The organism is Pseudomonas sp. FP2309 (genome assembly GCF_030687575.1).
Lineage (GTDB): Bacteria > Pseudomonadota > Gammaproteobacteria > Pseudomonadales > Pseudomonadaceae > Aquipseudomonas.
Map to the genome: position 1 here is coordinate 4120776 of NZ_CP117439.1, position 22859 is coordinate 4143634.

Below are 22859 nucleotides of genomic sequence, written 5' to 3' on the forward strand. Positions count from 1 at the left end.
CACCATGCCTTTGACTCGCAAAGCCTACCGTGCGGCCATCCTGCACAGCCTCGCCGACCCCGCTGAAGTGGGCATCGAAGCGTCCTACGAATATTTCGAAGACGGCCTGCTGGTGGTCGATAACGGCCGGATCAGCGCCCTGGGTCACGCCAGCGACCTGCTGCCGACCCTGCCGGCCGATATCGACATCACCCATTATCAGGACGCGTTGATCACCCCCGGCCTGATCGACACCCATATCCACCTGCCGCAAACCGGCATGGTCGGCGCCTACGGCGAGCAGTTGCTGGACTGGCTCAACACCTACACCTTCCCTTGCGAAAGCCAGTTCGCCGACAAGGCCCACGCCGATGAAGTGGCGGACATTTTTATCAAGGAGCTGCTGCGCAACGGCACCACCACCGCCCTGGTGTTCGGCAGCGTGCACCCGCAGTCGGTCAATTCGTTTTTTGAAGCGGCCGAGAAACTCGACCTGCGCATGATCGCCGGCAAGGTGATGATGGACCGCAACGCGCCGGACTATCTGACCGACACCGCCGACTCCGGCTATCAGGAAAGCAAGGCGCTGATCGAGCGCTGGCACGGCAAGGGCCGCCTGCACTATGCGGTCACGCCTCGCTTTGCGCCGACCAGCACGCCAGAGCAACTGGCGTTGGCCGGGCAGTTACTCGGGGAATACCCGGACCTGTATATGCAGACGCACATCAGCGAGAACAAGCAGGAAGTCGAATGGGTCAAGGCGCTGTTTCCAGAGCGCAGCGGCTACCTGGATGTGTACGACCATTACAAGCTTCTCGGCGAACGCTCGGTGTTCGCCCATGGCGTGCATCTGTGTGATGAGGAGTGCGCGCGCCTGGCGGAGACCGGCTCGGCGGTGGCGTTCTGCCCAACGTCGAACTTCTTCCTCGGCAGTGGCCTGTTCAATCTGCCGATGGCCGAAAAGCACAAATTAAACGTGGGCCTGGGTACCGATGTGGGCGGTGGCACCAGCTTTTCGCTGCTGCAAACCCTGAACGAAGCCTACAAGGTCATGCAGTTGCAGGGTGCGCGGTTGAGCCCGTTCAAATCGTTGTACCTGGCCACCCTGGGCGGCGCGCGGGCGCTGCGTTTGGAAGACAGGATCGGTACGTTGCAGCCGGGTACCGACGCAGACTTTTTGGTGCTGGACTACAACGCCACGCCGCTGCTGAGCTATCGCTTGAAGCAGGCCAATCATATTGCCGAGACGTTGTTCGTGCTGATGACGCTGGGGGACGACCGGACGGTGTTACAAACCTATGCGGCCGGGCAGTTGGTGCACCAACGCTGATCCGCCACACCAATGTGGGCGCGGGCAAGCTGCTCCCACATTTCTGATCGGGTTTACAACTTTACCGACGAGCGCCCTGGCTTCTTGGTCTGCAGCAGGTGCGAGAACACCGCGTGCAGATCATCCGACGCGCTCTCTTCATCAAGGTTGAGCTTGCTGTCGATGTGATCCATGTGATGCATCATCAGGTTCACCGCCAATGCCGCGTCCCGCGCTTCGATCGCGTCGATCAACTGGGTGTGCTCATCGTAGGAACAGTGCGAGCGGTTGCCGCTTTCGTACTGGGCGATGATCAATGAGGTCTGGGACACCAGGCTGCGCTGGAAGCTGATCAGCGGTGCGTTTTTCGCCGCTTCAGCCAGCTTGAGGTGGAATTCGCCGGAGAGGCGGATGCCGGCACCGCGATCACCACGGGAGAAGCTGTCACGCTCGTCGTTGACCATCTGGCGTAATTCGGCCAGTTGCTCGGCGGTGGCGTGCTGCACCGCCAACTCGGTGATTGCGCGCTCCACCAGACGTCGGGCCAGGAACACCTGGCGCGCTTCTTCGACGCTGGGGCTGGCCACTACCGCGCCGCGATTGGGCCGCAGCAACACCACGCCCTCATGCGCCAGGCGCGACAGGGCGCGACGAATGATGGTGCGGCTCACGCCGAAAATTTCGCCCAGTGCCTCTTCGCTCAATTTGGTTCCGGGCGCCAGGCGTTGTTCGAGGATCGCCTCGAAGATATGTGCATAGACGATATCGTCCTGGGTTCCACTGCGACCGGCCTTGCCGGCACGCGGTTGTTTCTTGAGAGGTTGCAACTGTTCGTTCATGGGCACTCGGGTCGGGAGAACGGCGGCGAATTAACGGTAATACGGCAACGCGGGGTCGCTGGCAAGTATCACCTAAAAGCGTGGCACATTGTACACAACCGAATGCGCCAACACACTGTACGGCTGTTTGCGGCCTCCGCTGTATTGCAATGAGTGGTTACGTTTGAGTTTAGGCTTGAATCCGCGCCTTCACCGGTAAAAAGCCTCAGGTAAAAGGAACACCGCCCATGACCCACGCTACCCAAGCGCGTCTGCGCCCGCTGGCCGACACGTCGCCCTCTGCCATCGTCGCCGGTTTTATCGCGATGATGACCGGCTACACCAGCTCGCTGGTGCTGATGTTCCAGGCCGGCCAGGCCGCCGGTTTGACCACCGCGCAAATTTCGTCGTGGATCTGGGCGATTTCCATCGGCATGGCGGTATGCAGCATCGGCCTGTCGCTGCGCTACCGCACACCGATCACCATCGCCTGGTCCACGCCGGGCGCGGCGCTGTTGATCACCAGCCTGGGCGGTGTGAGTTATGGCGAGGCCATTGGCGCCTACATTACATGCGCGGTGCTGGTGATGATCTGCGGGCTGACCGGCAGCTTTGAAAAACTGGTCAAGCGTATTCCCGCGTCGCTGGCGGCGGCGTTGCTGGCGGGGATTCTATTCAAGATCGGCAGCGAGATCTTCGTTGCCGCGCAACATCGTACGGGCCTGGTGCTGGGGATGTTTTTCACCTACCTGATCATCAAACGCTTGTCACCGCGCTATGCGGTGCTCGCCGCACTGGTGATCGGCACGCTGCTGTCGGGGCTGATGGGCTTGCTGGACTTCAGCGGCTTTCACCTGGAAGTGGCGACGCCGGTATGGACCACGCCGCACTTTTCATTGGCGGCAACCATCAGCATCGGCATTCCACTGTTTGTGGTGGCGATGACCTCACAAAACATGCCCGGCGTCGCGGTGTTGCGGGCAGACGGCTATAACGTGCCCGCCTCGCCGCTGATCACCGCCACCGGCCTGGCCTCCCTGGTGCTGGCACCGTTCGGCTCCCACGGCATCAACCTGGCCGCGATCAGCGCCGCCATCTGCACCGGGCCCCATGCCCATGAAGACCGTAACAAGCGCTATACGGCAGCGGTATGGTGCGGGGTGTTCTACGGGATTGCCGGGGTGTTCGGCGCCACGTTGGCGGCACTGTTTGCCGCGCTGCCCAAAGAGTTGGTGCTGTCGATTGCGGCGTTGGCGTTGTTTGGCTCGATCATCAATGGCTTGAGCATCGCCATGAATGAGCCGAAGGAACGGGAAGCGGCGCTGATCACCTTTATGGTCACCGCGTCAGGCTTGACGTTGTTTTCCATCGGGTCGGCGTTCTGGGGGATTGTGGCGGGGGTGTTGACGCTGCTGATTCTGAACTGGCGCAAGGCATAAAAAAACGGCGACCCTAAGGTCGCCGCTTTTTTTGTATCACTTAGCCGCGTTGATCGGCTTTTCCGGATACCACACGTCCAGCAGCGGGCTGACTTCAGCCTTGGTCAGCTCAGAACGGGTTTTCAGCCAGGCTTCAACAGCAGCACGCTGCTCTTCGGAAACCGAGCCGCGCTTCTGCAGGCAAACCAGACCGTAGTCATCGCCGCCGACATAGCCCAGACCGTTGGCTTCCATGGCTTCTTTGATGAATGCTTCGAGGAAAGCGTCGATAGCTTCTTCACTCAGGCCTTCGTTGAAGTCCAGGTTCAGTTCGAAACCCAGCTCTTGAAATTCATCAACGCACAGTTTTTTGCGCAGACGCTGGGAACGGTTAGTCGCCATTGGAACAATCCTCTTAAGTAATAACGGGCGGCACTTTAGCAGTTTAAGCCGGCGATTGCCCGACTCTCTGGGACAGGCGGCGCACTGCCTGCAAAAAAACGCCTATTTCCAGCGATGGTTCAGCCACAAGTACGTCAACCTTGGGGCATAATGCCGACACTTTCATGACCAATGAGGGATTTTCTTACATAGCCCTCGCCTTTTTTCACCCTCCTAGAAGTAGGGTTTTATTTCTTATGATCAAATCTTTACGTCCATTGTTACTTGCCGGTCTTCTTCTGCCATTGGCCCTCTGCGCCAATGCCGCCCCAGTCAATAACACCCTTCCACCAAACGTTCAGCAAGCCCTTGCCAAAGCCAAGCTGCAAAACACCGCGCTGTCGCTGGTGATGATCCCGCTCAACGGCCCCGGCACCCCCACCGTCTTCAACGCCGATGTCTCGGTTAACCCCGCGTCCACCATGAAGCTGGTCACCACGTATGCAGCCCTGGAAATGCTGGGCCCCAACCACCAGTGGAAAACCGAGTTCTACACCGACGGCACCCTCAGCGGCGGCGTGTTGCACGGCAACCTGTACCTCAAGGGCGGCGGCGACCCCAAGCTGAACATGGAAAAACTCTGGCTGCTGATGCGTGACCTGCGCGCCAACGGCGTGCAGCAAGTCACCGGCGATCTGGTGCTGGACCGTGGCTTCTTTATCCCGCCGCAATTGCCGGAGTTCAACGACGACGGCAACGACGAGAACAAGCCGTTCCTGGTCAAGCCCGACGCGCTGCTGGTCAACCTCAAGGCCCTGCGGTTTGTCACCCGCAATGATTCCGGACGTGTGATCGTGTCGGTCGAACCGCCGATTGCCAGTATTCGCATCGACAATCAGGTCAAGGCGTCCAACGCCAAGCAATGCACGGGTGACGTGCGCTACAACCCGGTCACCGCCGCCGATGGCAGCGTGACGGTCACCGTCAGCGGCCAGTTGGGCGATGGCTGCAGCTCGCAGACGTATCTGTCGCTGCTGGACCATGCCACCTACACTGCCGGCGCCGTACGGGCGATCTGGAAGGAGTTGGGCGGCAGCATCCAGGGGCGTGATATTCAGGCCCCCGTCCCCAAGGATGCCAAGGTACTGGCCCGCGCATTTTCGCCGGACCTGGCGGAAATCATCCGCGACATCAACAAATACAGTAACAACACCATGGCCCAGCAACTGTTCCTGAGCCTCGGCGCGCAGTTTCGCAACGATGCCGATGGTGACGACGCCAAAGCAGCACAACGTGTGGTGCGCCAGTGGCTGGCGAAAAAAGGCATTACCGCACCCCACCTGGTGATGGAAAACGGCTCAGGCCTGTCACGGGCCGAGCGCGTCAGCGCCCGCGAGATGGCCGCCATGCTGCAAGCTGCCTGGAAGAGCCCGTACGCTGCCGAATACATCAGCTCGATGCCGATTGCCGGCACCGACGGCACCATGCGCAAACGCCTGAAGACCACCGCCATGCGCGGCGAAGCCCACGTCAAGACCGGGACCTTGAACACCGTGCGCGCCATCGCCGGGTTCAGCCGTGATAACAATGGCAACACCTGGGCGGTGGTGGCGATCCTAAACGATCCGAAGCCCTGGGGTGCTTCGTCGGTGCTGGATCAGGTGCTGCTGGACCTGTATCGCCAACCGAAGCTGGCAGCCGCAGCGCCTGTGCTCTAACGGACCGGGGATCAGACAGGCAGGCCGGGCGCTTCAACCCGATCCCTGCCCGCCTGCTTGGCCGCGTACACCGCAGAATCGGCGCGTAGCAACAAACTATCAATGCCCTCGTCGACCCGCCAACTGGCCACGCCAAAGCTGGCGGTAACGATGCCCACCGGGGTCATCGGCTCACCGCGCAGCGACTGCCATAACTCCATCGCCAAACAGTAGGCCTGCTCGCTGTCGGTGTTAGGGCACAGCACCATGAACTCCTCGCCGCCCAAGCGGCAAAACACATCCGTGCGACGCAAGCGTTGGCTGATGCGTTTACATAACTCCTGCAACACCCCGTCGCCGACCGCATGCCCATGCTTGTCGTTGATCCGTTTGAAATGGTCGACATCCAACATGATCACCGACAAGGCCCCGCGGGTGCGGCCGACCCGCACCATCTCGGTTTTGAGACGGTCCTGGAAATAGCGGCGGTTATGAATCCCCGTCAGCGAATCGGTGATCGACAGTGCGCGCAGCTCTTCTTCCACTCGTTTGAGATCGGAAATGTCCGACACATAACCGTGCCACAGCGTACCGCCGCCAGGTAACTCCTCCGGGGTGGCCTCGCCGCGGATCCAGCGCAGACCTCGTTGGGGCAGCAGCACCCGATACTCTTCGCGCCAATGACTCAACTGCAACGCCGACAGGCGAATCGAAGCCCGCACCCGTTCCACATCCAGCGGATGGATACGCTCGAGGGCCCGTGTCGCATCCTGCTGCAATATCCCCGTTTCCACTTCATAGATGTCGCGCATGCCGTCACTGGCATAGATAAAGCGCCAGTTTTCCTGAGGTTCCAGCGTGAACTGGAAGATCCCGCCCGGCACATGGGCACTGAGTTTCTTCAGCAAGCGGTCGCGCGCCGCCAAGGCCTCGTAGGCTCGTTTTTGTTCGGTAATGTCCAGGTAGATCGCCAGGTATCCTATCCATAAGCCGTGATCATCAAGCAACACGGTGGCTAGCATGTTCACCGTCAACTGGCTGCCATCCTGGCGCACGAGCGTCCATTCGTGGGCTTCGTGCAGGCTGTCGGGGCTTTCGCCGAGCATCGCCTGACTGGCAGGGATGCGCTTGCCCATGGCCACACTCAGGCTGGCAGCGCGCGTCTCCAGTTCCTGCGCCAGGTGCAGGCTCTCCAGGGTCAATTTGCCCACCACCTGCTCAGCCTTGAATCCGAGCATCTGTTCGGCGCCGGCGTTGAATGTATTGATGGTGCCGCGCAGGTCGGTGGCAATGATGGCCACTTGGGTGGCGGCATTGAGCACGCTGCGCAACTGGCCGTGGGCGTCACGCACCTCCTGCTCGCGCTGGCGCAGCTCTAAGGTGCGCTCTTCCACCAGTTTCAAGGCGCGTTGACGCTGGCTGACCAGCACATAAAGCAGGGCGCTGAGCAACAGGCTGAGCAACCCGCCCATGGTGAGGATGGTGGTCAGGGATGAATGGTTGGCCTGGTCGAATACCTGGCTTGGGCGCAGGGTCAGCGCATACACATGGTCGCCCAAGGTCAGTCGGCGCGCGCCGACCAGATCGCTGTCGCCCACAGTATTACTGGACGCGTAAAGCATGCGTTTTTGCAGGTCGGAGGTATCGACAATCTGCATCACGAGGTTGTCCCGCTCTGGATTTGGCAGCCCGTCGGCCACCAGCTGACGCATGCTGATCACCGCCATCACATAGCCTCGAAACTGATCCTGGGACTGTTGCGAAGCAACCGGTGCCACCAGCAGCACGCCCGTGGCGTAAGCGGGCTCTATCCCCACTAATTGCATTGGCTGGGACACCGCCAGCATGCCGCTCTTTTGCGCCCGCTCCAGCGTCGAGCGCCGCAGGGGCTGGGCCAGCAGGTCAAAGCCCAGCGGCGAACCCAACAGGCTTTGCGTCTGGCTATAGAGCACCGGCACGTATTCATCGCGCTCAGGCGACGGGGCCAGCTCACCAGCCGCATTCAATTCACGGATAACAAAGGGCGTACCGCTGAGCCGGGACTGCTCTTGCTCGAACCTGGTGCGCTGCTCGCGAAACACCCGGGGCGCCCAGGCGTAGGCACGGGCCCGCGACAACAGGGGCTGGGCGAAACCATCGAATTCTTCGCGGGAAACATCGTCGGAGTTAATGAAGAACCGGCGCAGGCTGTTCAAGCGTTGTTCCTGGTCTTCGAAGCGCTCCTGCAGGCGGGTATAGCGTTCATTGGCCAGCAACTGAAAGCGCTGGCGTACCTGCTGCCGGTAAAGGTCAGACGCCGCCCAAGTGAGGACGAGCGTCAGAGCGCACCCCACCAGAAACACCACCAATGCCACCAGCCAAGCCGACGCCTGTTCACTGATAAAGCCAAGGATCTTCGGGCGGACGGCTTGCAACGGCATAGGCAACACTCACAACGCCAGCGTGCGGGGGTGTCACTTTGGCTAGGCCTTAAGTTATAGCTACCGCCCCACGGTTTGACCAGCGCAAAAAAGCCGCAAGCGCGGAATAAACCAGGCTTGCGGCTTTTAGGTACATCGATCAGCGCGCGGTGATTTTCCAGGCCCGGTGGATCTTCGCATTGCGCGCAAAATCCGGGTCGATGGTTTTATCGCTGATCTCCTCGACCGCATAGCGTTCGCTGAGGTTGTCCTCGAGCTGGAACTTGCGGAAGTTATTCGAGAAGTACAGCACGCCACCTGGTGCCAGGCGGGCCATGGCCAGGTCGAGCAATTGCACGTGGTCACGCTGCACGTCGAAGATGCCTTCCATACGCTTGGAGTTGGAGAAGGTCGGCGGGTCGATGAAGATCATGTCGAACTCATCGCGACTGGCTTCCAGCCACGCCATCACATCGCCCTGCTCCAGGCGGTTCTTGTCGGAGAAACCATTGAGCGAGAAGTTGCGACGGGCCCAGTCCAGGTAGGTCTTGGACAGGTCGACACTGGTGGTGCTGCGCGCGCCGCCCTTGGCCGCGTGCACACTGGCGGTGGCGGTGTAGCAGTACAGGTTGAGGAAACGCTTGCCGGCCGCCTCTTTTTGAATACGCATGCGCATCGGGCGGTGGTCGAGAAACAGGCCGGTATCCAGGTAGTCGGTGAGGTTGACCAGCAACTTCACGCCGCCTTCGCTGACCTCGGTGAACTTGCCCTGGGCGCTCTGGCGCTCGTACTGCTTGGTGCCGCTCTGACGCTCACGACGCTTGACCACCACACGGCTCTTGTCGATGTTCAGCGCCTGAGGGATGGCGGCAAGCGCATCGAACATGCGTGCGGAGGCTTTTTCCGGGTCGATGGACTTGGGCGCAGCGTATTCCTGCACGTGCACCCAGTCGTGGTACAGGTCGATGGCCATGGAGTATTCCGGCATGTCGGCATCGTAGACACGGTAGCAATCGACGCCTTCACGCTTGGCCCACTTGCCCAGCAACTTGAGGTTCTTTTGCAGACGGTTGGCGAACATCTGCCCGCCTTCGCTCAGGCGCGCTTGCTCGACCACCGGCGCCGGAGCGGGCTTGATCGGATTACCGTTCTTGTTGTACTGACGCTCTTGCGGCTCGGCCGGGGCCTGATCGTAAGCCGCCTGTTCACGTTCGGCCTGGCGTTGCTCCGGGGTGCGGCGCTCGCCGGTGACGAACTGGTCCGGGTTGACTTTGATCAGCAGCAATTTGCACGGCAAGGCGCCGTTCCAGAACGAATACTGCTTGTGGCTGCGGATACCCATGCGCTTGCCCAGGTCCGGCGCGCCGGTGAACACCGCCGCTTCCCAGCCCATGCATGCCTGGCGCAGACGCTCACCCAGGTTCTGATAGAGGTACAGCAGGCTGGCTTCGTCACCCAGGCGCTCGCCGTACGGTGGGTTACAGATCACCAGGCCTTTCTGGTTCTGGTCCGGGCGCGGTTCAAAGGTACCGACTTCGCCCTGATACACCTTGATCCAGTGGCTCAGGCCTGCGCGCTCGATGTTGTTGCGCGCGGGTTGGATCAGGCGTGGATCCGCTTCGTAGCCACGCACCCACAGTGGGGCTTTGTTCATGCCGATGGCCGCGCGCTCAGTGGCCTCGGCGTGCAGCTTCTTCCACAACGCCGGGACGTGACCCAGCCACGTGGTGAAGCCCCACAGCTCGCGGTTGAGGTTGGGCGCCATGTCGGCGGCGATCATTGCGCCTTCAACCAGGAAGGTACCCACGCCACACATCGGGTCGGTCAACGCGCCGCCTTCGGCCGCAATGCGCGGCCAGCCGGCACGGATCAGAATGGCTGCCGCCAGGTTTTCCTTCAACGGCGCCGCACCTTGCTGCAGGCGATAGCCGCGCTGGTGCAGGCTGTGGCCGGAGAGGTCGAGCGACAAAATGGCTTCGCCGCGGTCCAGGCGCAGGTGAATACGCAGGTCCGGGTTGATCTTGTCGATGGACGGACGTTCGCCGGTCGGGGTGCGCAGCTTGTCGACGATCGCATCCTTGACCTTCAGCGCGCCGAAGTGGGTGTTGTCGATGCCCGAACCGTGACCGCTGAATTCCACCGCCAAGGTACCGTCACTGACCATGTGGTCGGCCCATTCGATATCCAGCACGCCGTGATAGAGGTCCTCAGCGTCCTTCATCGGGAAGCGCTTGAGCACCAGCAGCACGCGGTTGGCCAGGCGCGACCAGAGACACAGGCGGTAGGCGGTTTCCATGTCGGCCATGCCGCGCACGGCCGAAGTGTGCTCGCGGGCGTCCTCAAGGCCAAGCCCGACGGCTTCCTCGATCAGCAGGCCTTCGAGGCCTTTGGGGCAGGTGAGGAAGAGTTCAAAACGGTCCGACATGGGGCATTCCAGGCTTTTCAGCAATAAATGAACGAGCGACGCATCGCCGGTTCGGTTTTCAATCAAGCACTTTTCTTGAAGAGTGCTCGCGTGGCACGAATGTGCCGTTCCACCCCGTCTGACGAACCCTTGGGCCTTTATTGACGGGGCAGAGTGAATTTTTAAAGCAACAAAAAGAAATATTCCGACCCTTCGTCGAATAGTAACCGACTGCAACGGGCGGACATTCTCACTAAAGGATTAAACCCATCCTCTTTGCAGGGTGCATCATAGCTGGCTTTGCCAGACAAATGGGGCGAAAAGCCATCCCAGCTTATGGCTATAGCATCGTTATCGTTACGTGCTTATGACAAAACGATCATTGAATCCATGTGACCTATTGGTTAGAACTCAACACAGGTTGGCGCCGTAACGACGCCGACACCTTGGCTCGCCACGCCGGCAGCGAGCCCACCAACGGCAGAAAAACTCTGCCCGGCCCCAGACGAGGCCGAAGGATATCAAGACAGTCAACAAGTGAGGGAAACACCCTATGAGAAGACTTAAGCGTGATCCGTTGGAAAGAGCATTTTTACGCGGATATCAATATGGCGTTCATGGCAAATCCCGTGAGCTTTGCCCATTTACTCTACCGTCGGTACGTCAAGCCTGGATCAACGGCTGGCGCGAAGGACGCGGCGACAACTGGGACGGTATGACAGGCACTGCGGGAATCCACAGACTCAACGAACTTCACGCCGTCGGCTAATCAGGGCACTTAACTCCGACACACCACCTTTGAATATGTAACGACTTAACCACGCACGTCCTATCCGGGCGGCGGGCTTCGGCCCAGGGGGCTCCTTTATGGAGCCCTTTTTAATGGGTGGCGATCAAGGGTTTCTTGGCAAAGCGGCAATGGCATCCACCGATTGGCGAATCAGTGCCGGCCCTTTGTAGATAAAGCCGGAATACAACTGCACCAGACTTGCACCGGCGGCGATTTTCTCGGCCGCGTGCTTGCCCTCGGTGATACCGCCTACCGCAATGATAGGCAAGCGGCCAGCCAGCTCGGCGGCCAGAACCTTGACGATATGCGTGCTCTTGTCCCGAACTGGCGCACCCGACAGGCCACCCGCCTCATCGCCATGGGCCAGACCTTCGACGCCGACACGGCTTAACGTGGTGTTGGTCGCGATGACCGCGTCCATACCGGAATCCACCAGGGCCTGGGCCACCAGCACGGTTTCTTCATCGCTCATGTCAGGGGCAATCTTGATGGCCAGGGGCACGCGCTTGCCATAGCGCACGGCCAGATCTTCCTGGCGCTGGCGCAAGGCTTCGAGCAATTGCTTGAGGGAGTCACCGAACTGCAGGCTGCGCAGGCCCGGCGTGTTCGGCGAGCTGACGTTGACGGTGACATAACTGGCGTGGGCATAGACCTTGTCCAGGCAGATCAGATAATCATCCACGGCGCGCTCTACCGGCGTGTCGAAGTTCTTGCCGATGTTGATGCCAAGAATGCCCTTGAATTTCGCAGCCTGAACCCGCGATAGCAGGTGATCGACGCCCAGGTTGTTGAAGCCCATGCGGTTGATGATCGCCTCCGCATCCGGCAAACGGAAAATACGCGGCTTGGGGTTGCCCGGCTGCGGTCGCGGGGTCACGGTGCCGATCTCGACAAAACCGAAGCCCAGTTGTGCAAAGCCATCGATGGCCGCGCCGTTCTTGTCCAGGCCGGCGGCCAGACCCACCGGGTTGGGGAACTCCAGCCCCATCACCGACACCGGCATTTTTGCCGGCGCCTTGCATACCAGCCCATTGAGCCCCAGCCGGCCACCGGCGCCGATCAGGTCCAGGGACAGATCGTGGGAAGTTTCCGGGGAGAGTTTGAACAACAGCTGGCGGGCCAGGGTATACATGGGGGGGCTAGACTCGAATGGCGGCGGAAGGTGGCTGCGATTATAGCCAGGGTGGCGGTGCGCACGCGAGGCGCGCCGCCGAAACCGTCAATAGCGCTGCTGTACCAGTGCCTCGTAACGCGCCCAGATTTTTTCTGCGTAGCGCATTCGCAACGCGTCGCGCTGCGGCCCCGAGCCCGGGCCTGCGTTGTAGGCCCCCACCGCCGTCCAGTTGTAGCCAAAGCGCTGGATAAACTCGGCCAGTATCGAAGCACCCACCTCCACCGAGAGGCAGGGCTCGGCTAATAGCCGCTCCTCGGTAATGCCCAGCTTGAGCAAACGTGGCAGGTGAATGCTGTTGATCTGCATAAGCCCCACATCGCGGGTGCCGTTGCGGTTCGCGTCGTTAATTACCTCGGGGCTATAACCTGACTCGACGGCGGCGATAGCCTGCAGCAATTCCGGCTCGATGTCGTAACGCCGGGCAGTTTCTTCCCAGCAATAGGCCTGCGCCTGAGCGCTACTCATCAATAGCCCAAGCAACAACACGTTGCGCCATCCCTTACCCATGACTGACCTGGCCACACGCCGAACACACATGCTCCACACTCCCCACACGCGCCGCCCCATCGCCTTCAGCCCTCACCGGACAGGTAAAGCGGTACCCGCGACCATAGATCGTCTTGATAAATCCTTTATCGGCCCCCAGATGCTTGCGAAGTGAGTAAATACAGCGCGTCAGCGACTCCTCGGCGACCTCTCCCTGGGGCCATACCAGCTCCAACAGCCGATCCTTGGTCATCAGCAGACCGCCTGAGCGCAGCAGCAGCCTCAATACATGCCACTCCTTGGGGGGTAACTGAACATCCACACCGTCACCGGTCAGGCGACCATCATCCAGCAGGGTCCAACGGGCAAAGATCAGGGAAGTCGTCGTCAACCCATCATTCACGACGGCCATAGCTACCTCGGTATGACATTGAAGTCCTTGTTTGCAGTACTGGCTCTTTCGCCCAGGCCCCGACTATAAAAATCTACATGACGTCGCACCCTAGGAAAGAGCCCATATGTCGAGCGCTTTTTAGAATCACCCTGTAAGAGTTTTCTCTACACCCTCCCACTTAATACCCACTCTTGGTAGACCTCGTGCAGCTCAACCCCTAACCGATCCTCCAATTGCACCAATTCGCCCAAGGCGAGCAACTGGCCGTTCACCCGTACCTCTACGCAATGAGTAACCTGCGGCGCCAATGGCAGCACCTTTCCCGGCGCGAAAGCCGCAAGCCGCCTGCGACTGATCAATTGTTCCTGTAACAAAATTTCCAGATGCATTGGATGAGCGCCTTTTATGGAGAGATGTCGCGACCCGGTCGCACGAACGCACGTTGCACACGCTCGTATTGCGCCGACGTCAAAGGCGGTGGGCCACTGCCTGCGGCCTGGGCGGTAGGCTCATCAGCCACGGCCCTGGCCTGAATCACGAACAGACGAACCTTGGACGAGCTGCCCGAACCAGCACTGCGTCCTTGCGCTCGTTCCTCCCGACTAAATGCACCCAGCCAAAGACGTTTACCCTGCGGTGCCCGAACCACGCTGCTGACCCCTACCTGACCCACCGCTGTCGGCTTACCCCGCCGCCCCACTTCACTCACCTGGCGTCCATCCACAATATCAAGCAGCATCTCGATCTGATTCGCCCCGACAAAACGCGGCAAAACGCTGACCTGCGAGCCATAACTCACAGGCTTCCAATCGGTGTCGTCTTCTCCGGGAGCTGGCAGGTAGAACGTGTGGTTATCCCGAAACACGGCCGGCACATTCTCCTGGGTGAGAATCACCGGCAATGTCACCACCCTGGCCCGACGTCGACGCTCCAGCGTGGCGATTTGCGCCATCAACCGCTCGTCGTCCAGTGGTTCGAAAACCCGTGAAACCTGGGTCTTGACCTCCTTACCCCAGGCCGGATCCAGCTTTTCCAGCGCTTCACGCTCTACATCAACCAGCCACAACGAAACCTCAATAGCCCGCTTGGGCGTGTCCAGTTCGGCCACCAGTTGCTCAATGAAACCGAGTTGGGCGGGTTTGCCCTTGACCAGCAAGCTGTTGGTGTCTGGATAGGCGATCACCGCAAGCCCCTTGTCGGCCAATGGGCCCTTCTGTTCGCCTGCCAGCAGGGTCTTGATCATCGACGCCATCCCTGGCACCACGACCTTGTCCTCGCCCATCGCGTACTCACGGTCCGCCACATGCGTATTGAGGATTTGCACCACAGCAAACGCCTGGTTCCCCACACGCAATGCGGCGCGCTGGCGATCCATCAACTGAGCCAGGTTCAGTACTTGATCAACATAGCGTGGCGGGCCGGACACATAGAATGTCCGCTGCCCGTTTACGCGCAAGGGATGGCGATTTTCATCAAACCCGGAACGGCGCATCAGGCTGCGAAACCTGTCGACGGAAATATGCCGCAACGTCACCGCCGAGCTTTTTGCCTCGCTGGCGTCATAGAGGTAAAGCACTTGCCCGTCGCTGTGCCAGATCAAGCCGTGTTGTAACGCCAACGCCTCAAGTGCATGCTGGGGTTCCTCGAGATCGACAGTTCCACTGAAACGTTTACGCGCGACCTCACGGCTCGCCACGACAGGCACGCCAAGGGGCAACGACAGGACGGTAAAAACGGTATGCAGGCTTTCGTCCTGCGCCTGATAGCTTTTGCCCCAGGCCGACCCGTTTACCAGCACCAAGGCAGTACACAGCAACCAGCGGCACAGCCAGTGGCAGGATAATGTTGCGGAGAAGTCAGCGTACGCCATGGGTTTGCTGGGCAGCCAGGTCATAAGAAGCGGCCATACTGAGAGGGCGCTCACTTTCAATCTTGATGAAAAGCTGATGGTCAGGCGTGCCGCTCGGCCCGTGGCATGTGCCTTGCTAAGCACTCTGTATCAAAGCGCGCACCAACGGCGGAGCGGGCTTACGGACAAAGGCGTCGTTACCCGCAATGGCTTGCATCGCCATTTGAGGGAACGACGCTTTTTTTTGAAAGAAAAGGTAGATAGTGATGAATGATTCGGTTGGCAACAGCCCGATAAAAGACCCGCTGGCATGGGTCAACGGCAGCGATGCACCGGAAAAAAGCAGCCTTGACCTGGGCTTCATGGCCCTTAGCGATTGCGCGTCCCTGGTGGTGGCCGCCACCCAGGGCTTTGCGCAACCCTACGGCCTGACCTTGAACCTCAAGCGTCAATCCTCATGGGCCAACCTGCGGGACAAACTGGTCAGCGGCGAACTGGATGCCGCCCACAGCCTGTACGGGCTGATCTATGCCGTGCACTTGGGTATCGGCGGTGTAGCGCCTACCGACATGGCGGTGTTGATGGGGCTCAACCAGAACGGTCAGAGCATCAACCTGTCCCGCGGCCTGCAACACCAGGGGGTGGTCACTCCTGAGGCGCTGGACCGCCACGTGCACCAAAGCCGAACAAAACTCACCTTCGCCCAGACCTTTCCCACTGGCACCCATGCGATGTGGCTGTATTACTGGCTCGCCAGCCAGGGCATTCATCCGTTGCAAGACGTGAACAGTGTAGTGGTCCCGCCGCCGCAAATGGTGGCGCACTTACAGGCTGGGCGTATCGACGGCTTTTGCGTCGGCGAACCCTGGAGTGCCAGCGCGGTAGCGCAACACCAGGGGTTTACCCTGGCAACGACCCAGGCGATCTGGCCGAATCATCCGGAAAAGGTACTCGGCTGCACACAAGCCTTCGTCGACCAATACCCCAATACCGCCCGCGTGCTGGTCATGGCCCTTCTCGAAGCCAGCCGGTTCATTGAGCAAAGCACCGAAAACCGCCGCTCCACTGCGCAGTTACTCAGCGGTCGCGACTACCTTGACGCGCCTGTCGAGTGCATCGAACCGCGCCTGCTGGGGGTTTATGACGATGGCCTGGGTAACCGCTGGCAGGACCCCCATGCCCTGCGATTTTTCGCCGACGGCGAGGTGAACCTGCCGTACCTCTGCGATGGCATGTGGTTCATGACCCAGTTTCGACGCTGGGGTCTGCTGCGCGAAGACCCTGACTACCAAGGCGTTGCCCGTCGCGTACAGCAACTGACGCTTTATCGCCAAGCGGCCGATGCCTTGGGTATCAACACCCCGCAGCACGACACGCGCAGCAGCCAACTGATCGACGGCAAGGTCTGGGACGGCTCGGACCCTGCCGCGTACGCCCGCAGCTTCCGTCTGCACGCCCTGGCCGAACACGCCAGCCGCCAAGCCTTACGCTGACGGGAGCACCTCTATGCTGCGAATCCTGTTGATCAATGACACCCCACGCAAGGTCGGGCGCCTCAGAGCCGCGCTGATCGAGGCCGGTTTTGAGGTCATCGACGAGTCCGGCCTGACCATCGACCTGCCGGCGCGCGTCGAAACGGTGCGCCCGGACGTGATCCTGATCGATACCGAGTCACCGGGCCGCGATGTGATGGAGCAAGTGGTGCTGGTCAGTCGCGACCAACCACGGCCGATCGTAATGTTTACCGACGAGCATGATCCGGACGTGATGCGCCAGGCCATCAAGTCAGGCGTCAGTGCGTACATCGTCGAAGGCATCCAGGCCCAGCGCCTGCAGCCGATTCTCGACGTGGCCATGGCTCGTTTCGAAAGCGATCAGGCGTTGCGCGCGCAACTTCAGGCCCGTGACCAGCAGTTGGCCGAGCGCAAGCGCATTGAATTGGCCAAAGGCATGCTGATGAAAATGAAGGACTGCAACGAGGAAGAGGCCTACACCCTGATGCGCCGGCAGGCCATGAGCCGCCAGCAGAAATTGATCCAGGTCGCCGAGCAGATTATCGCCATGAGCGAGTTGCTCGGCTGATATGGCGCGGGACTTGCTAAAGAATTACTACAGGTAACCAACGGCGGTTGCCCCTCCACGACAAAGACGTCGCACATCCGGTTTGCCTTAGCGAACCCGGTGGCGGCGTTTTTTTGTTTTGGCCCCTTTAACACGGGGCCGGTGGGGTGGCCTCAGCCGGCTGCTCCATCACCAGGCCTTCTATAAGACTCCCAACCGTTGAGGTGCGTGATGAAATCAAGCTTCTGGAAATCCGGGCACACCCCGACCCTGTTTGCCGCGTTCCTGTATTTCGACCTGAGCTTCATGGTCTGGTATTTGTTGGGGCCTCTGGCCGTGCAAATCTCCGCCGACCTGCACCTGACCACCCAACAACGCGGCCTGATGGTGGCCACGCCGATCCTGGCGGGCGCGGTGCTGCGCTTTCTGATGGGCATGCTGGCGGACAAGCTGTCGCCCAAGACCGCGGGTCTGATTGGCCAAGTGATCGTGATCGTCGCGTTATTCGGCGCCTGGAAACTGGGGATTCACAGTTACGAGCAAGCGTTGCTGTTGGGCCTGTTCCTCGGCATGGCCGGCGCGTCGTTCGCCGTGGCGCTGCCCCTGGCTTCCCAATGGTACCCGGCAGAACATCAGGGCAAGGCCATGGGCATCGCCGGTGCCGGGAACTCCGGCACCGTATTTGCCGCCTTGCTCGCACCAGTGCTGGCAGCGGCGTTTGGCTGGAGCAATGTGTTCGGCTTCGCGCTGATTCCGCTGATCCTGACCCTGATTGTGTTCGCCTGGCTCGCGCAAAATGCCCCCGAACGCCCTAAAGCCAAATCCATGGCTGACTACTTCAAGGCTTTGGGCGACCGCGACAGTTGGTGGTTCATGTTTTTCTACAGCGTGACCTTTGGCGGCTTTATCGGCCTGGCCAGCGCCCTGCCCGGCTATTTCAACGACCAGTACGGCCTGAGCCCCGTCACCGCCGGCTACTACACCGCCGCCTGCGTGTTCGGTGGCAGCCTGATGCGCCCACTGGGTGGCGCCCTGGCCGACCGTTTCGGCGGGATCCGTACCCTGCTCGGCATGTACAGCGTGGCGGCGATCTGCATTGCAGCGGTGGGCTTCAACCTGCCCAGCTCCTACGCGGCGCTGGCACTTTTTGTCTGCACCATGCTCGGTCTAGGCGCGGGCAATGGCGCTGTATTCCAGTTGGTACCGCAGCGTTTTCGCCGTGAAATCGGGGTAATGACCGGCCTGATCGGTATGGCTGGCGGCATCGGTGGTTTCGCCCTGGCGGCCGGCATGGGCGCCATCAAGCAAAGCACCGGCAGCTATCAGTTGGCCTTGTGGTTGTTCGCCAGTCTCGGCGTGCTGGCGTGGTTCGGCCTGCATGGCGTCAAGCGTCGCTGGAGAACCACTTGGGGCTCGGCTGCCGTGACCGCTGCGCGCGTCTGATGAGCCTGCAACTGAGCGTCGCCCAAGCCAGCGCCATCGGCCCTCGGGCAGAAAACCAGGACGCGCTGCGGGTGGTCACCCCCGTGGCAGAGCTGGCGGCGAGCAAAGGCTACCTCTGTGCCATGGCCGACGGTGTCAGCCAATGCGCCGATGGTGGTCTGGCCGCCCGCTCGACCTTGCAGGCCCTGGCCCTGGATTACTACGCCACGCCGCAAACCTGGAGCGTGGCGCAGGCCCTGGAACGCTTGCTGCTGGCGCAGAATCGCTGGCTGCAGGCCAATGGAGGTGGCCAACCGTTGCTCACCACCCTCAGTGCCCTGGTGTTTCGCGGACAGCGCTTTACCCTGGCGCATGTCGGTGACTGTCGGGCCTATCGCTGGCTGGACGGTGAACTGCAGCGCATCAGCGAAGACCACGTATGGGACCAGCCAGGGATGCAGCACGTGCTCAAGCGCGCGCTGGGCCTGGATCAGCATTTGGTGCTGGACTTCCTCGACGGTCAATTGCGCGAGGGCGAATGCTTCCTGCTGCTCAGCGATGGGGTTTGGGCCACGCTGGGTGATCACAGTATCCGAGGGATCCTGCGCGAGCAGACCGACCTGGACCTGGCGGTCAACACCCTGGTCAACGCGGCGCATCTGGCCGGCAGCCAGGACAATGCCAGCGCCTTGCTGGTGCGTATCGACACCCTTGGAGAAGCCACCCTGGGCGACGCGCTGGTGCAATTGCAGCAATGGCCCCTGCCACCAGCTTTAAAACCCGGCCAACGCTTTGAAGGCTGGCACGTGGACGCAGTGCTTGCACAGAGCCGACAGTCAGTGCTGTATCGGGTGCACGATGCCCAACAGCAACCCTGGCTGCTGAAGACTCTGCCCCTGAACCGCGACGACGACAGCGACGCCGGCCAGGCGCTGCTTTCGGAAGAATGGTTTTTGCGACGGGTGGCCGGTCGGGCGTTCCCTGAAGTGCATGCCGCCAGTGCACGTCAGCATTTGTACTACGTGATGCGTGAATATCCGGGGCTGACCCTGGCCGAAACATTCAAGCGCCAAGGCCCATTACCCTTGGCGCAATGGCAGTCGGTGGCCGAGCGCTTGCTGCGGGCGGTGGGCATGCTGCATCGACGGCAGATCCTGCACCGCGACATCAAGCCGGAAAACCTGCTGCTGGGCGACGACGGTGAATTACGCATGCTGGATTTTGGCTTGGCGTACTGCCCCGGTCTTTCAGAAGACCGTGCCCATGCGCTACCCGGCACCCCCAGTTTTATTGCACCCGAGGCCTTCAATGGCGAACGTCCTACGGCCCAACAGGATTTATACAGCGTCGGCGTCACCCTGTATTACCTGCTGACCGGGCACTATCCCTACGGGGAAATCGAAGCGTTCCAACGGCCCAGGTTCAGCCAGCCGGTCAGCGCCAGCCGCTATCGGCCCGACCTGCCGGATTGGCTACCACTGAGCCTGGAGCGGGCCGTGGCGTCACAACCAGAACAACGTTACGAAACCGCCGAAGAATGGTTGGTAGTGCTTGAGCAAGCCGATCGGCGGGAGCTGAGCGTTCGCCCACGCCCGCTGCTGGAGCGCGAGCCATTGATGGTCTGGCGCACCCTGGCGTTGCTGTCGCTCCTGATCAACCTGGTGCTGCTGTATTCCGTTTTTCACAGTTAACGTCATCTCTACACGAGGCAAACCCCCATGAATGCAAAAGTCTGGCTGGTGGGCGCAGGCCCCGGTGATCCGGAACTGTTGACCCTCAAAGCGGTACGGGCAATGCACGAAGCCGATGTGGTATTGATCGACGATCTGGTCAACCCAGCGGTGTTGGAACACTGTGCCCAGGCGCGGGTTATTACCGTGGGCAAACGCGGTGGCTGCCGCTCAACGCCGCAGGATTTTATCCACCGCCTGATGCTGCGCTACGCACGCCAGGGCAAGTGCGTGGTACGGCTCAAGGGCGGCGATCCGTGCATTTTCGGACGCGGCGGCGAAGAAGCGATATGGCTGCGCGAGCGCGGCATCGAGGTAGAGCTGGTCAACGGGATTACCGCTGGATTGGCCGGAGCAACGAACTGCGCGATTCCACTGACGTTGCGCGGTGTCAGCCGTGGCGTGACTTTGGTCACGGCACACACTCAGGACGATAGCCAACTCAACTGGCGCGCCTTGGCCGAAGGCGGCACGACCCTGGTGATTTATATGGGGGTGGCCAAGCTGGAGGAGATTCGTCGGCAATTGCTGGAAGGCGGGATGGCCGCGCACATGCCCGTGGCGATGATCGAAAATGCATCGCTGCCCCAGCAGCGCGAATGCCGCAGTGAGTTGTCGAGGATGCATGAGGATGCACACGCATTCGCTTTGAAGAGCCCGGCGATCCTGGTGATCGGCAGTGTTGCCGCCGCTGAACAAGCCGCCTTCCTGGCATCGGCAGCCAGCGCTTGAGGTAAATTCAAGGCGAAAAAAAACCCGGCCGGAGCCGGGTTTTTTCTACAACTCAGTAATTACTGAGCGGTAGCTTCAACCGACGCTTCTACACGACGGTTAACAGCACGACCAGCTTCAGTTGCGTTGTCAGCAACTGGGCGGGATTCGCCGTAACCTACAGCAGTTACACGGCTAGGAGCCACGCCGTCTTTAACCAGGACTTGCTTAACAGCGTCAGCACGACGCTGGGACAGCTTCTGGTTGTAGGCGTCTGGACCTACGGAGTCAGTGTGACCAGCAACTTCTACGTTGGTAGCTGGGTACTGAGCCATGAAGTCGGCCAGGTTTTTCACGTCGCCGTAGCTGTTAGGCTTAACAACGGCCTTGTCGAAGTCGAACTTAACGTCCAGCTCAACACGAACAACCTGAGCAACTGGAGCTTCTGGCTCTGGAGTTGGCTCTGGAGCTGGTGCTGGGGTAGGAGCTGGAGCAGCTGCGCCAGCGTTACCGCCGAAGTTCACGCCCAGACCGACCAGTGCGGAGTAGTCCCACTTGCCGTTGTCCAGACCGTAGTCAGCTTCAACACCGGCACGAGCGTACAGGTTGTTGGTGAAGTAGTACTTAACACCGGTACCCACGATAGCCTGAGTGGTCTGATCGCGACCGCTGTGGCCGTCAGCCAGCACGTTGGTGCGGCTCTGGTGACCGAAACCGCCTTCTACGTATGGACGCAGGCTGTCAACGCCAGCCTGACCGAAGTGGTACTGAGCAGTCAGGCTGCCGGTATCACCTTTGATCTTCTGGTTGCCAGTACCGTCGTTCGAACGGGTGTGGTTGGTTTTGTCGTAGGACAGGTTCAAGGACAGGTCGTCGGTCAGGAAGTAACCGATGCGAGCGCCAGGATTGAAGCCGTCTTCGATGTGCTTGACGCTATCGTTGTACTGCTTCTTGTAGAACAGCTCGCCTTCAACTGCGCCTTGGCCTTGTGCCAGAACGCCGAAAGAAGTAGCGGCAATAAGAGAACCAATGGCCAAGCCCAAGGTGTTTTTCAGTTTCATCCGTTAAATCCCCATCTGGTGATTGTAAAGCAGTCCCACAAACCGGGGGACAACTCGGCGACAAGTCTAACAGAACTTGCCTACACGTAAGAGATATTTGCCACGCACTAAGTTTCAGTCTCGCCCGCAAATTTCTCACGTAATTTATCTAGAGCACGCTTGTAACGCATTTTTGTAGCACTCAAACCCATGTGCATGATGTCAGCGATTTCCTGAAACTCCAGCTCTGCGACAAATCGAAGCACCAGAATTTCCCGGTCAATCGGGTTCACATACACCAGCCAGCGATCAAGTCCGCCCTTCTCCTCGGGTGCCGGCGCCTTTTCTTCAGACGCCTCCTCAAGGGGGTCAAGACTCAAAGCGTCCATCAAGCGACGCTTTCGCCGTTCCTTCCGATACTGCGTGATGCACTCGTTGTACGTGATGCTGTAGAGCCATGTCTTGAACTTCGATTTGCCCTCGAAGTTCTTCAGGCCGTACAGCACCTTGAGCATCACCTCCTGACAGACATCATCCGCATCTCTATCGTTCCCTAAATACCTTGAACAAACGTTGAACAGAGTGCGTTGATATCTGCGCATCAATTCTTCATACGCGCGAGTTACGTGAAACAGCTCCGTGTGCGCACGCGCGACCAACTCCTCATCAGAGAGCTCACGGGGGTCATAGCGCGTGGACAGCGTTTGGGCTTTATTCAAAACAAGTCGTGCCGACAGTCAGGTCAATGTCCGCTACAGCCCGGTCAGCCGGGTTTGCGGCGGCGTACATTAGCAGGG

The 22859-nt window shown here is 60.2% G+C and carries 20 protein-coding genes; 9 read left to right on the plus strand and 11 right to left on the minus strand.

The features are described from left to right. Nucleotides 1–4: 4 nt before the first annotated feature. Nucleotides 5–1309, plus strand: coding sequence for a guanine deaminase (gene guaD / locus PSH59_RS18860; protein ID WP_248078114.1), 1305 nt, complete (start codon nucleotides 5–7; stop codon nucleotides 1307–1309). Nucleotides 1310–1362: 53 nt separating this feature from the next. On the opposite strand, the gene PSH59_RS18865 is transcribed toward guaD, so the two are convergent. Next, nucleotides 1363–2127 (minus strand): GntR family transcriptional regulator, encoded by a 765-nt coding sequence (locus PSH59_RS18865; protein ID WP_003175499.1) that lies wholly within the window; start codon nucleotides 2125–2127, stop codon nucleotides 1363–1365. A 227-nt stretch (nucleotides 2128–2354) separates the two neighbouring features. Between PSH59_RS18865 and PSH59_RS18870 the strand changes: the two genes are divergently transcribed. Beyond that, nucleotides 2355–3545 carry a benzoate/H(+) symporter BenE family transporter gene (locus tag PSH59_RS18870; RefSeq protein ID WP_305393410.1) on the plus strand — a complete coding sequence of 397 codons (1191 nt, stop codon included), beginning with the start codon at nucleotides 2355–2357 and terminating at the stop codon, nucleotides 3543–3545. Nucleotides 3546–3581: 36 nt separating this feature from the next. Here PSH59_RS18870 and PSH59_RS18875 read toward each other — a convergent pair whose 3' ends face one another. Further along, entirely contained in the window at nucleotides 3582–3926 is a 345-nt protein-coding gene (locus tag PSH59_RS18875) for a YggL family protein (RefSeq protein WP_003193255.1), read from the minus strand. A 236-nt stretch (nucleotides 3927–4162) separates the two neighbouring features. Here PSH59_RS18875 and dacB point away from each other — a divergent pair, with 236 nt between their 5' ends. Then, the gene (gene dacB, locus PSH59_RS18880) at nucleotides 4163–5623 is read left to right on the plus strand and encodes a D-alanyl-D-alanine carboxypeptidase/D-alanyl-D-alanine-endopeptidase (RefSeq protein WP_248078117.1); all 1461 of its coding nucleotides are present in this window, start codon (nucleotides 4163–4165) and stop codon (nucleotides 5621–5623) included. A gap of 11 nt (nucleotides 5624–5634) precedes the next feature. Here the strand turns inward: dacB and PSH59_RS18885 are convergent, their stop codons facing one another. Continuing rightward, nucleotides 5635–8022, minus strand: coding sequence for a diguanylate cyclase (locus PSH59_RS18885; protein ID WP_305393411.1), 2388 nt, complete (start codon nucleotides 8020–8022; stop codon nucleotides 5635–5637). A 139-nt stretch (nucleotides 8023–8161) separates the two neighbouring features. Further along, nucleotides 8162–10426 (minus strand): bifunctional 23S rRNA (guanine(2069)-N(7))-methyltransferase RlmK/23S rRNA (guanine(2445)-N(2))-methyltransferase RlmL, encoded by a 2265-nt coding sequence (gene rlmKL, locus PSH59_RS18890; RefSeq protein WP_248078121.1) that lies wholly within the window; start codon nucleotides 10424–10426, stop codon nucleotides 8162–8164. A gap of 532 nt (nucleotides 10427–10958) precedes the next feature. On the opposite strand from rlmKL, the gene rmf reads away from it, so the two are divergent. After that, nucleotides 10959–11174, plus strand: a complete 216-nt coding sequence (gene rmf, locus PSH59_RS18895; RefSeq protein ID WP_002553055.1) for a ribosome modulation factor — start codon at nucleotides 10959–10961, stop codon at nucleotides 11172–11174. Nucleotides 11175–11298: 124 nt separating this feature from the next. Here rmf and PSH59_RS18900 read toward each other — a convergent pair whose 3' ends face one another. The 5 genes from PSH59_RS18900 to sctC form a co-directional block, all read right to left on the minus strand. After that, entirely contained in the window at nucleotides 11299–12327 is a 1029-nt protein-coding gene (locus PSH59_RS18900; protein ID WP_305393412.1) for a quinone-dependent dihydroorotate dehydrogenase, read from the minus strand. A gap of 87 nt (nucleotides 12328–12414) precedes the next feature. Continuing rightward, nucleotides 12415–12876, minus strand: coding sequence for a transglycosylase SLT domain-containing protein (locus tag PSH59_RS18905; protein WP_305393413.1), 462 nt, complete (start codon nucleotides 12874–12876; stop codon nucleotides 12415–12417). Then, entirely contained in the window at nucleotides 12869–13267 is a 399-nt protein-coding gene (locus PSH59_RS18910; protein ID WP_305393414.1) for a winged helix-turn-helix domain-containing protein, read from the minus strand. Before PSH59_RS18910 ends, PSH59_RS18905 begins: the two co-directional genes overlap by 8 nt. Nucleotides 13268–13413: 146 nt before the next feature. Next, nucleotides 13414–13638 carry a FliM/FliN family flagellar motor switch protein gene (locus tag PSH59_RS18915; RefSeq protein ID WP_305393415.1) on the minus strand — a complete coding sequence of 75 codons (225 nt, stop codon included), beginning with the start codon at nucleotides 13636–13638 and terminating at the stop codon, nucleotides 13414–13416. A gap of 14 nt (nucleotides 13639–13652) precedes the next feature. Continuing rightward, complete coding sequence (sctC, locus tag PSH59_RS18920; RefSeq protein WP_305395314.1) at nucleotides 13653–15119, minus strand: type III secretion system outer membrane ring subunit SctC; 1467 nt, start codon at nucleotides 15117–15119, stop codon at nucleotides 13653–13655. Nucleotides 15120–15364: 245 nt separating this feature from the next. On the opposite strand from sctC, the gene PSH59_RS18925 reads away from it, so the two are divergent. From PSH59_RS18925 to cobA, 5 genes are all read left to right on the plus strand, one after another. After that, nucleotides 15365–16591 (plus strand): CmpA/NrtA family ABC transporter substrate-binding protein, encoded by a 1227-nt coding sequence (locus PSH59_RS18925; RefSeq protein WP_305393416.1) that lies wholly within the window; start codon nucleotides 15365–15367, stop codon nucleotides 16589–16591. Between the two features lie 13 nt (nucleotides 16592–16604). Further along, a complete protein-coding gene (locus tag PSH59_RS18930) occupies nucleotides 16605–17180 on the plus strand; it encodes an ANTAR domain-containing response regulator (RefSeq protein WP_305393417.1) in 576 nt (191 codons plus the stop codon). A 210-nt stretch (nucleotides 17181–17390) separates the two neighbouring features. Then, nucleotides 17391–18602 (plus strand): NarK/NasA family nitrate transporter, encoded by a 1212-nt coding sequence (locus tag PSH59_RS18935; RefSeq protein ID WP_248078129.1) that lies wholly within the window; start codon nucleotides 17391–17393, stop codon nucleotides 18600–18602. Continuing rightward, a complete protein-coding gene (locus PSH59_RS18940; RefSeq protein ID WP_248078131.1) occupies nucleotides 18602–20272 on the plus strand; it encodes a bifunctional protein-serine/threonine kinase/phosphatase in 1671 nt (556 codons plus the stop codon). The genes PSH59_RS18935 and PSH59_RS18940 overlap by 1 nt, the downstream gene beginning before the upstream one ends. 27 nt (nucleotides 20273–20299) lie before the next feature. Further along, nucleotides 20300–21043, plus strand: a complete 744-nt coding sequence (gene cobA / locus PSH59_RS18945) for a uroporphyrinogen-III C-methyltransferase (protein ID WP_305393418.1) — start codon at nucleotides 20300–20302, stop codon at nucleotides 21041–21043. Between the two features lie 59 nt (nucleotides 21044–21102). Here cobA and PSH59_RS18950 read toward each other — a convergent pair whose 3' ends face one another. Together PSH59_RS18950 and sigX are read right to left on the minus strand one after the other, a co-directional pair. Beyond that, the gene (locus tag PSH59_RS18950) at nucleotides 21103–22083 is read right to left on the minus strand and encodes an OmpA family protein (protein WP_248078134.1); all 981 of its coding nucleotides are present in this window, start codon (nucleotides 22081–22083) and stop codon (nucleotides 21103–21105) included. A gap of 107 nt (nucleotides 22084–22190) precedes the next feature. Next, a complete protein-coding gene (sigX, locus tag PSH59_RS18955) occupies nucleotides 22191–22781 on the minus strand; it encodes an RNA polymerase sigma factor SigX (protein WP_003175518.1) in 591 nt (196 codons plus the stop codon). Nucleotides 22782–22859: the final 78 nt, after the last annotated feature.

What these genes read in the sequence shown, in the direction of transcription:
- guaD (WP_248078114.1), top strand. Translation starts at nt 5, where the DNA reads ATGCCTTTGACTCGCAAAGCCTACCGTGCGGCCATCCTGCACAGCCTC.
- PSH59_RS18865 (WP_003175499.1), bottom strand. Translation starts at nt 2,127, where the DNA reads ATGAACGAACAGTTGCAACCTCTCAAGAAACAACCGCGTGCCGGCAAG.
- PSH59_RS18870 (WP_305393410.1), top strand. Translation starts at nt 2,355, where the DNA reads ATGACCCACGCTACCCAAGCGCGTCTGCGCCCGCTGGCCGACACGTCG.
- PSH59_RS18875 (WP_003193255.1), bottom strand. Translation starts at nt 3,926, where the DNA reads ATGGCGACTAACCGTTCCCAGCGTCTGCGCAAAAAACTGTGCGTTGAT.
- dacB (WP_248078117.1), top strand. Translation starts at nt 4,163, where the DNA reads ATGATCAAATCTTTACGTCCATTGTTACTTGCCGGTCTTCTTCTGCCA.
- PSH59_RS18885 (WP_305393411.1), bottom strand. Translation starts at nt 8,022, where the DNA reads ATGCCGTTGCAAGCCGTCCGCCCGAAGATCCTTGGCTTTATCAGTGAA.
- rlmKL (WP_248078121.1), bottom strand. Translation starts at nt 10,426, where the DNA reads ATGTCGGACCGTTTTGAACTCTTCCTCACCTGCCCCAAAGGCCTCGAA.
- rmf (WP_002553055.1), top strand. Translation starts at nt 10,959, where the DNA reads ATGAGAAGACTTAAGCGTGATCCGTTGGAAAGAGCATTTTTACGCGGA.
- PSH59_RS18900 (WP_305393412.1), bottom strand. Translation starts at nt 12,327, where the DNA reads ATGTATACCCTGGCCCGCCAGCTGTTGTTCAAACTCTCCCCGGAAACT.
- PSH59_RS18905 (WP_305393413.1), bottom strand. Translation starts at nt 12,876, where the DNA reads ATGGGTAAGGGATGGCGCAACGTGTTGTTGCTTGGGCTATTGATGAGT.
- PSH59_RS18910 (WP_305393414.1), bottom strand. Translation starts at nt 13,267, where the DNA reads ATGGCCGTCGTGAATGATGGGTTGACGACGACTTCCCTGATCTTTGCC.
- PSH59_RS18915 (WP_305393415.1), bottom strand. Translation starts at nt 13,638, where the DNA reads ATGCATCTGGAAATTTTGTTACAGGAACAATTGATCAGTCGCAGGCGG.
- sctC (WP_305395314.1), bottom strand. Translation starts at nt 15,119, where the DNA reads ATGGCGTACGCTGACTTCTCCGCAACATTATCCTGCCACTGGCTGTGC.
- PSH59_RS18925 (WP_305393416.1), top strand. Translation starts at nt 15,365, where the DNA reads ATGAATGATTCGGTTGGCAACAGCCCGATAAAAGACCCGCTGGCATGG.
- PSH59_RS18930 (WP_305393417.1), top strand. Translation starts at nt 16,605, where the DNA reads ATGCTGCGAATCCTGTTGATCAATGACACCCCACGCAAGGTCGGGCGC.
- PSH59_RS18935 (WP_248078129.1), top strand. Translation starts at nt 17,391, where the DNA reads ATGAAATCAAGCTTCTGGAAATCCGGGCACACCCCGACCCTGTTTGCC.
- PSH59_RS18940 (WP_248078131.1), top strand. Translation starts at nt 18,602, where the DNA reads ATGAGCCTGCAACTGAGCGTCGCCCAAGCCAGCGCCATCGGCCCTCGG.
- cobA (WP_305393418.1), top strand. Translation starts at nt 20,300, where the DNA reads ATGAATGCAAAAGTCTGGCTGGTGGGCGCAGGCCCCGGTGATCCGGAA.
- PSH59_RS18950 (WP_248078134.1), bottom strand. Translation starts at nt 22,083, where the DNA reads ATGAAACTGAAAAACACCTTGGGCTTGGCCATTGGTTCTCTTATTGCC.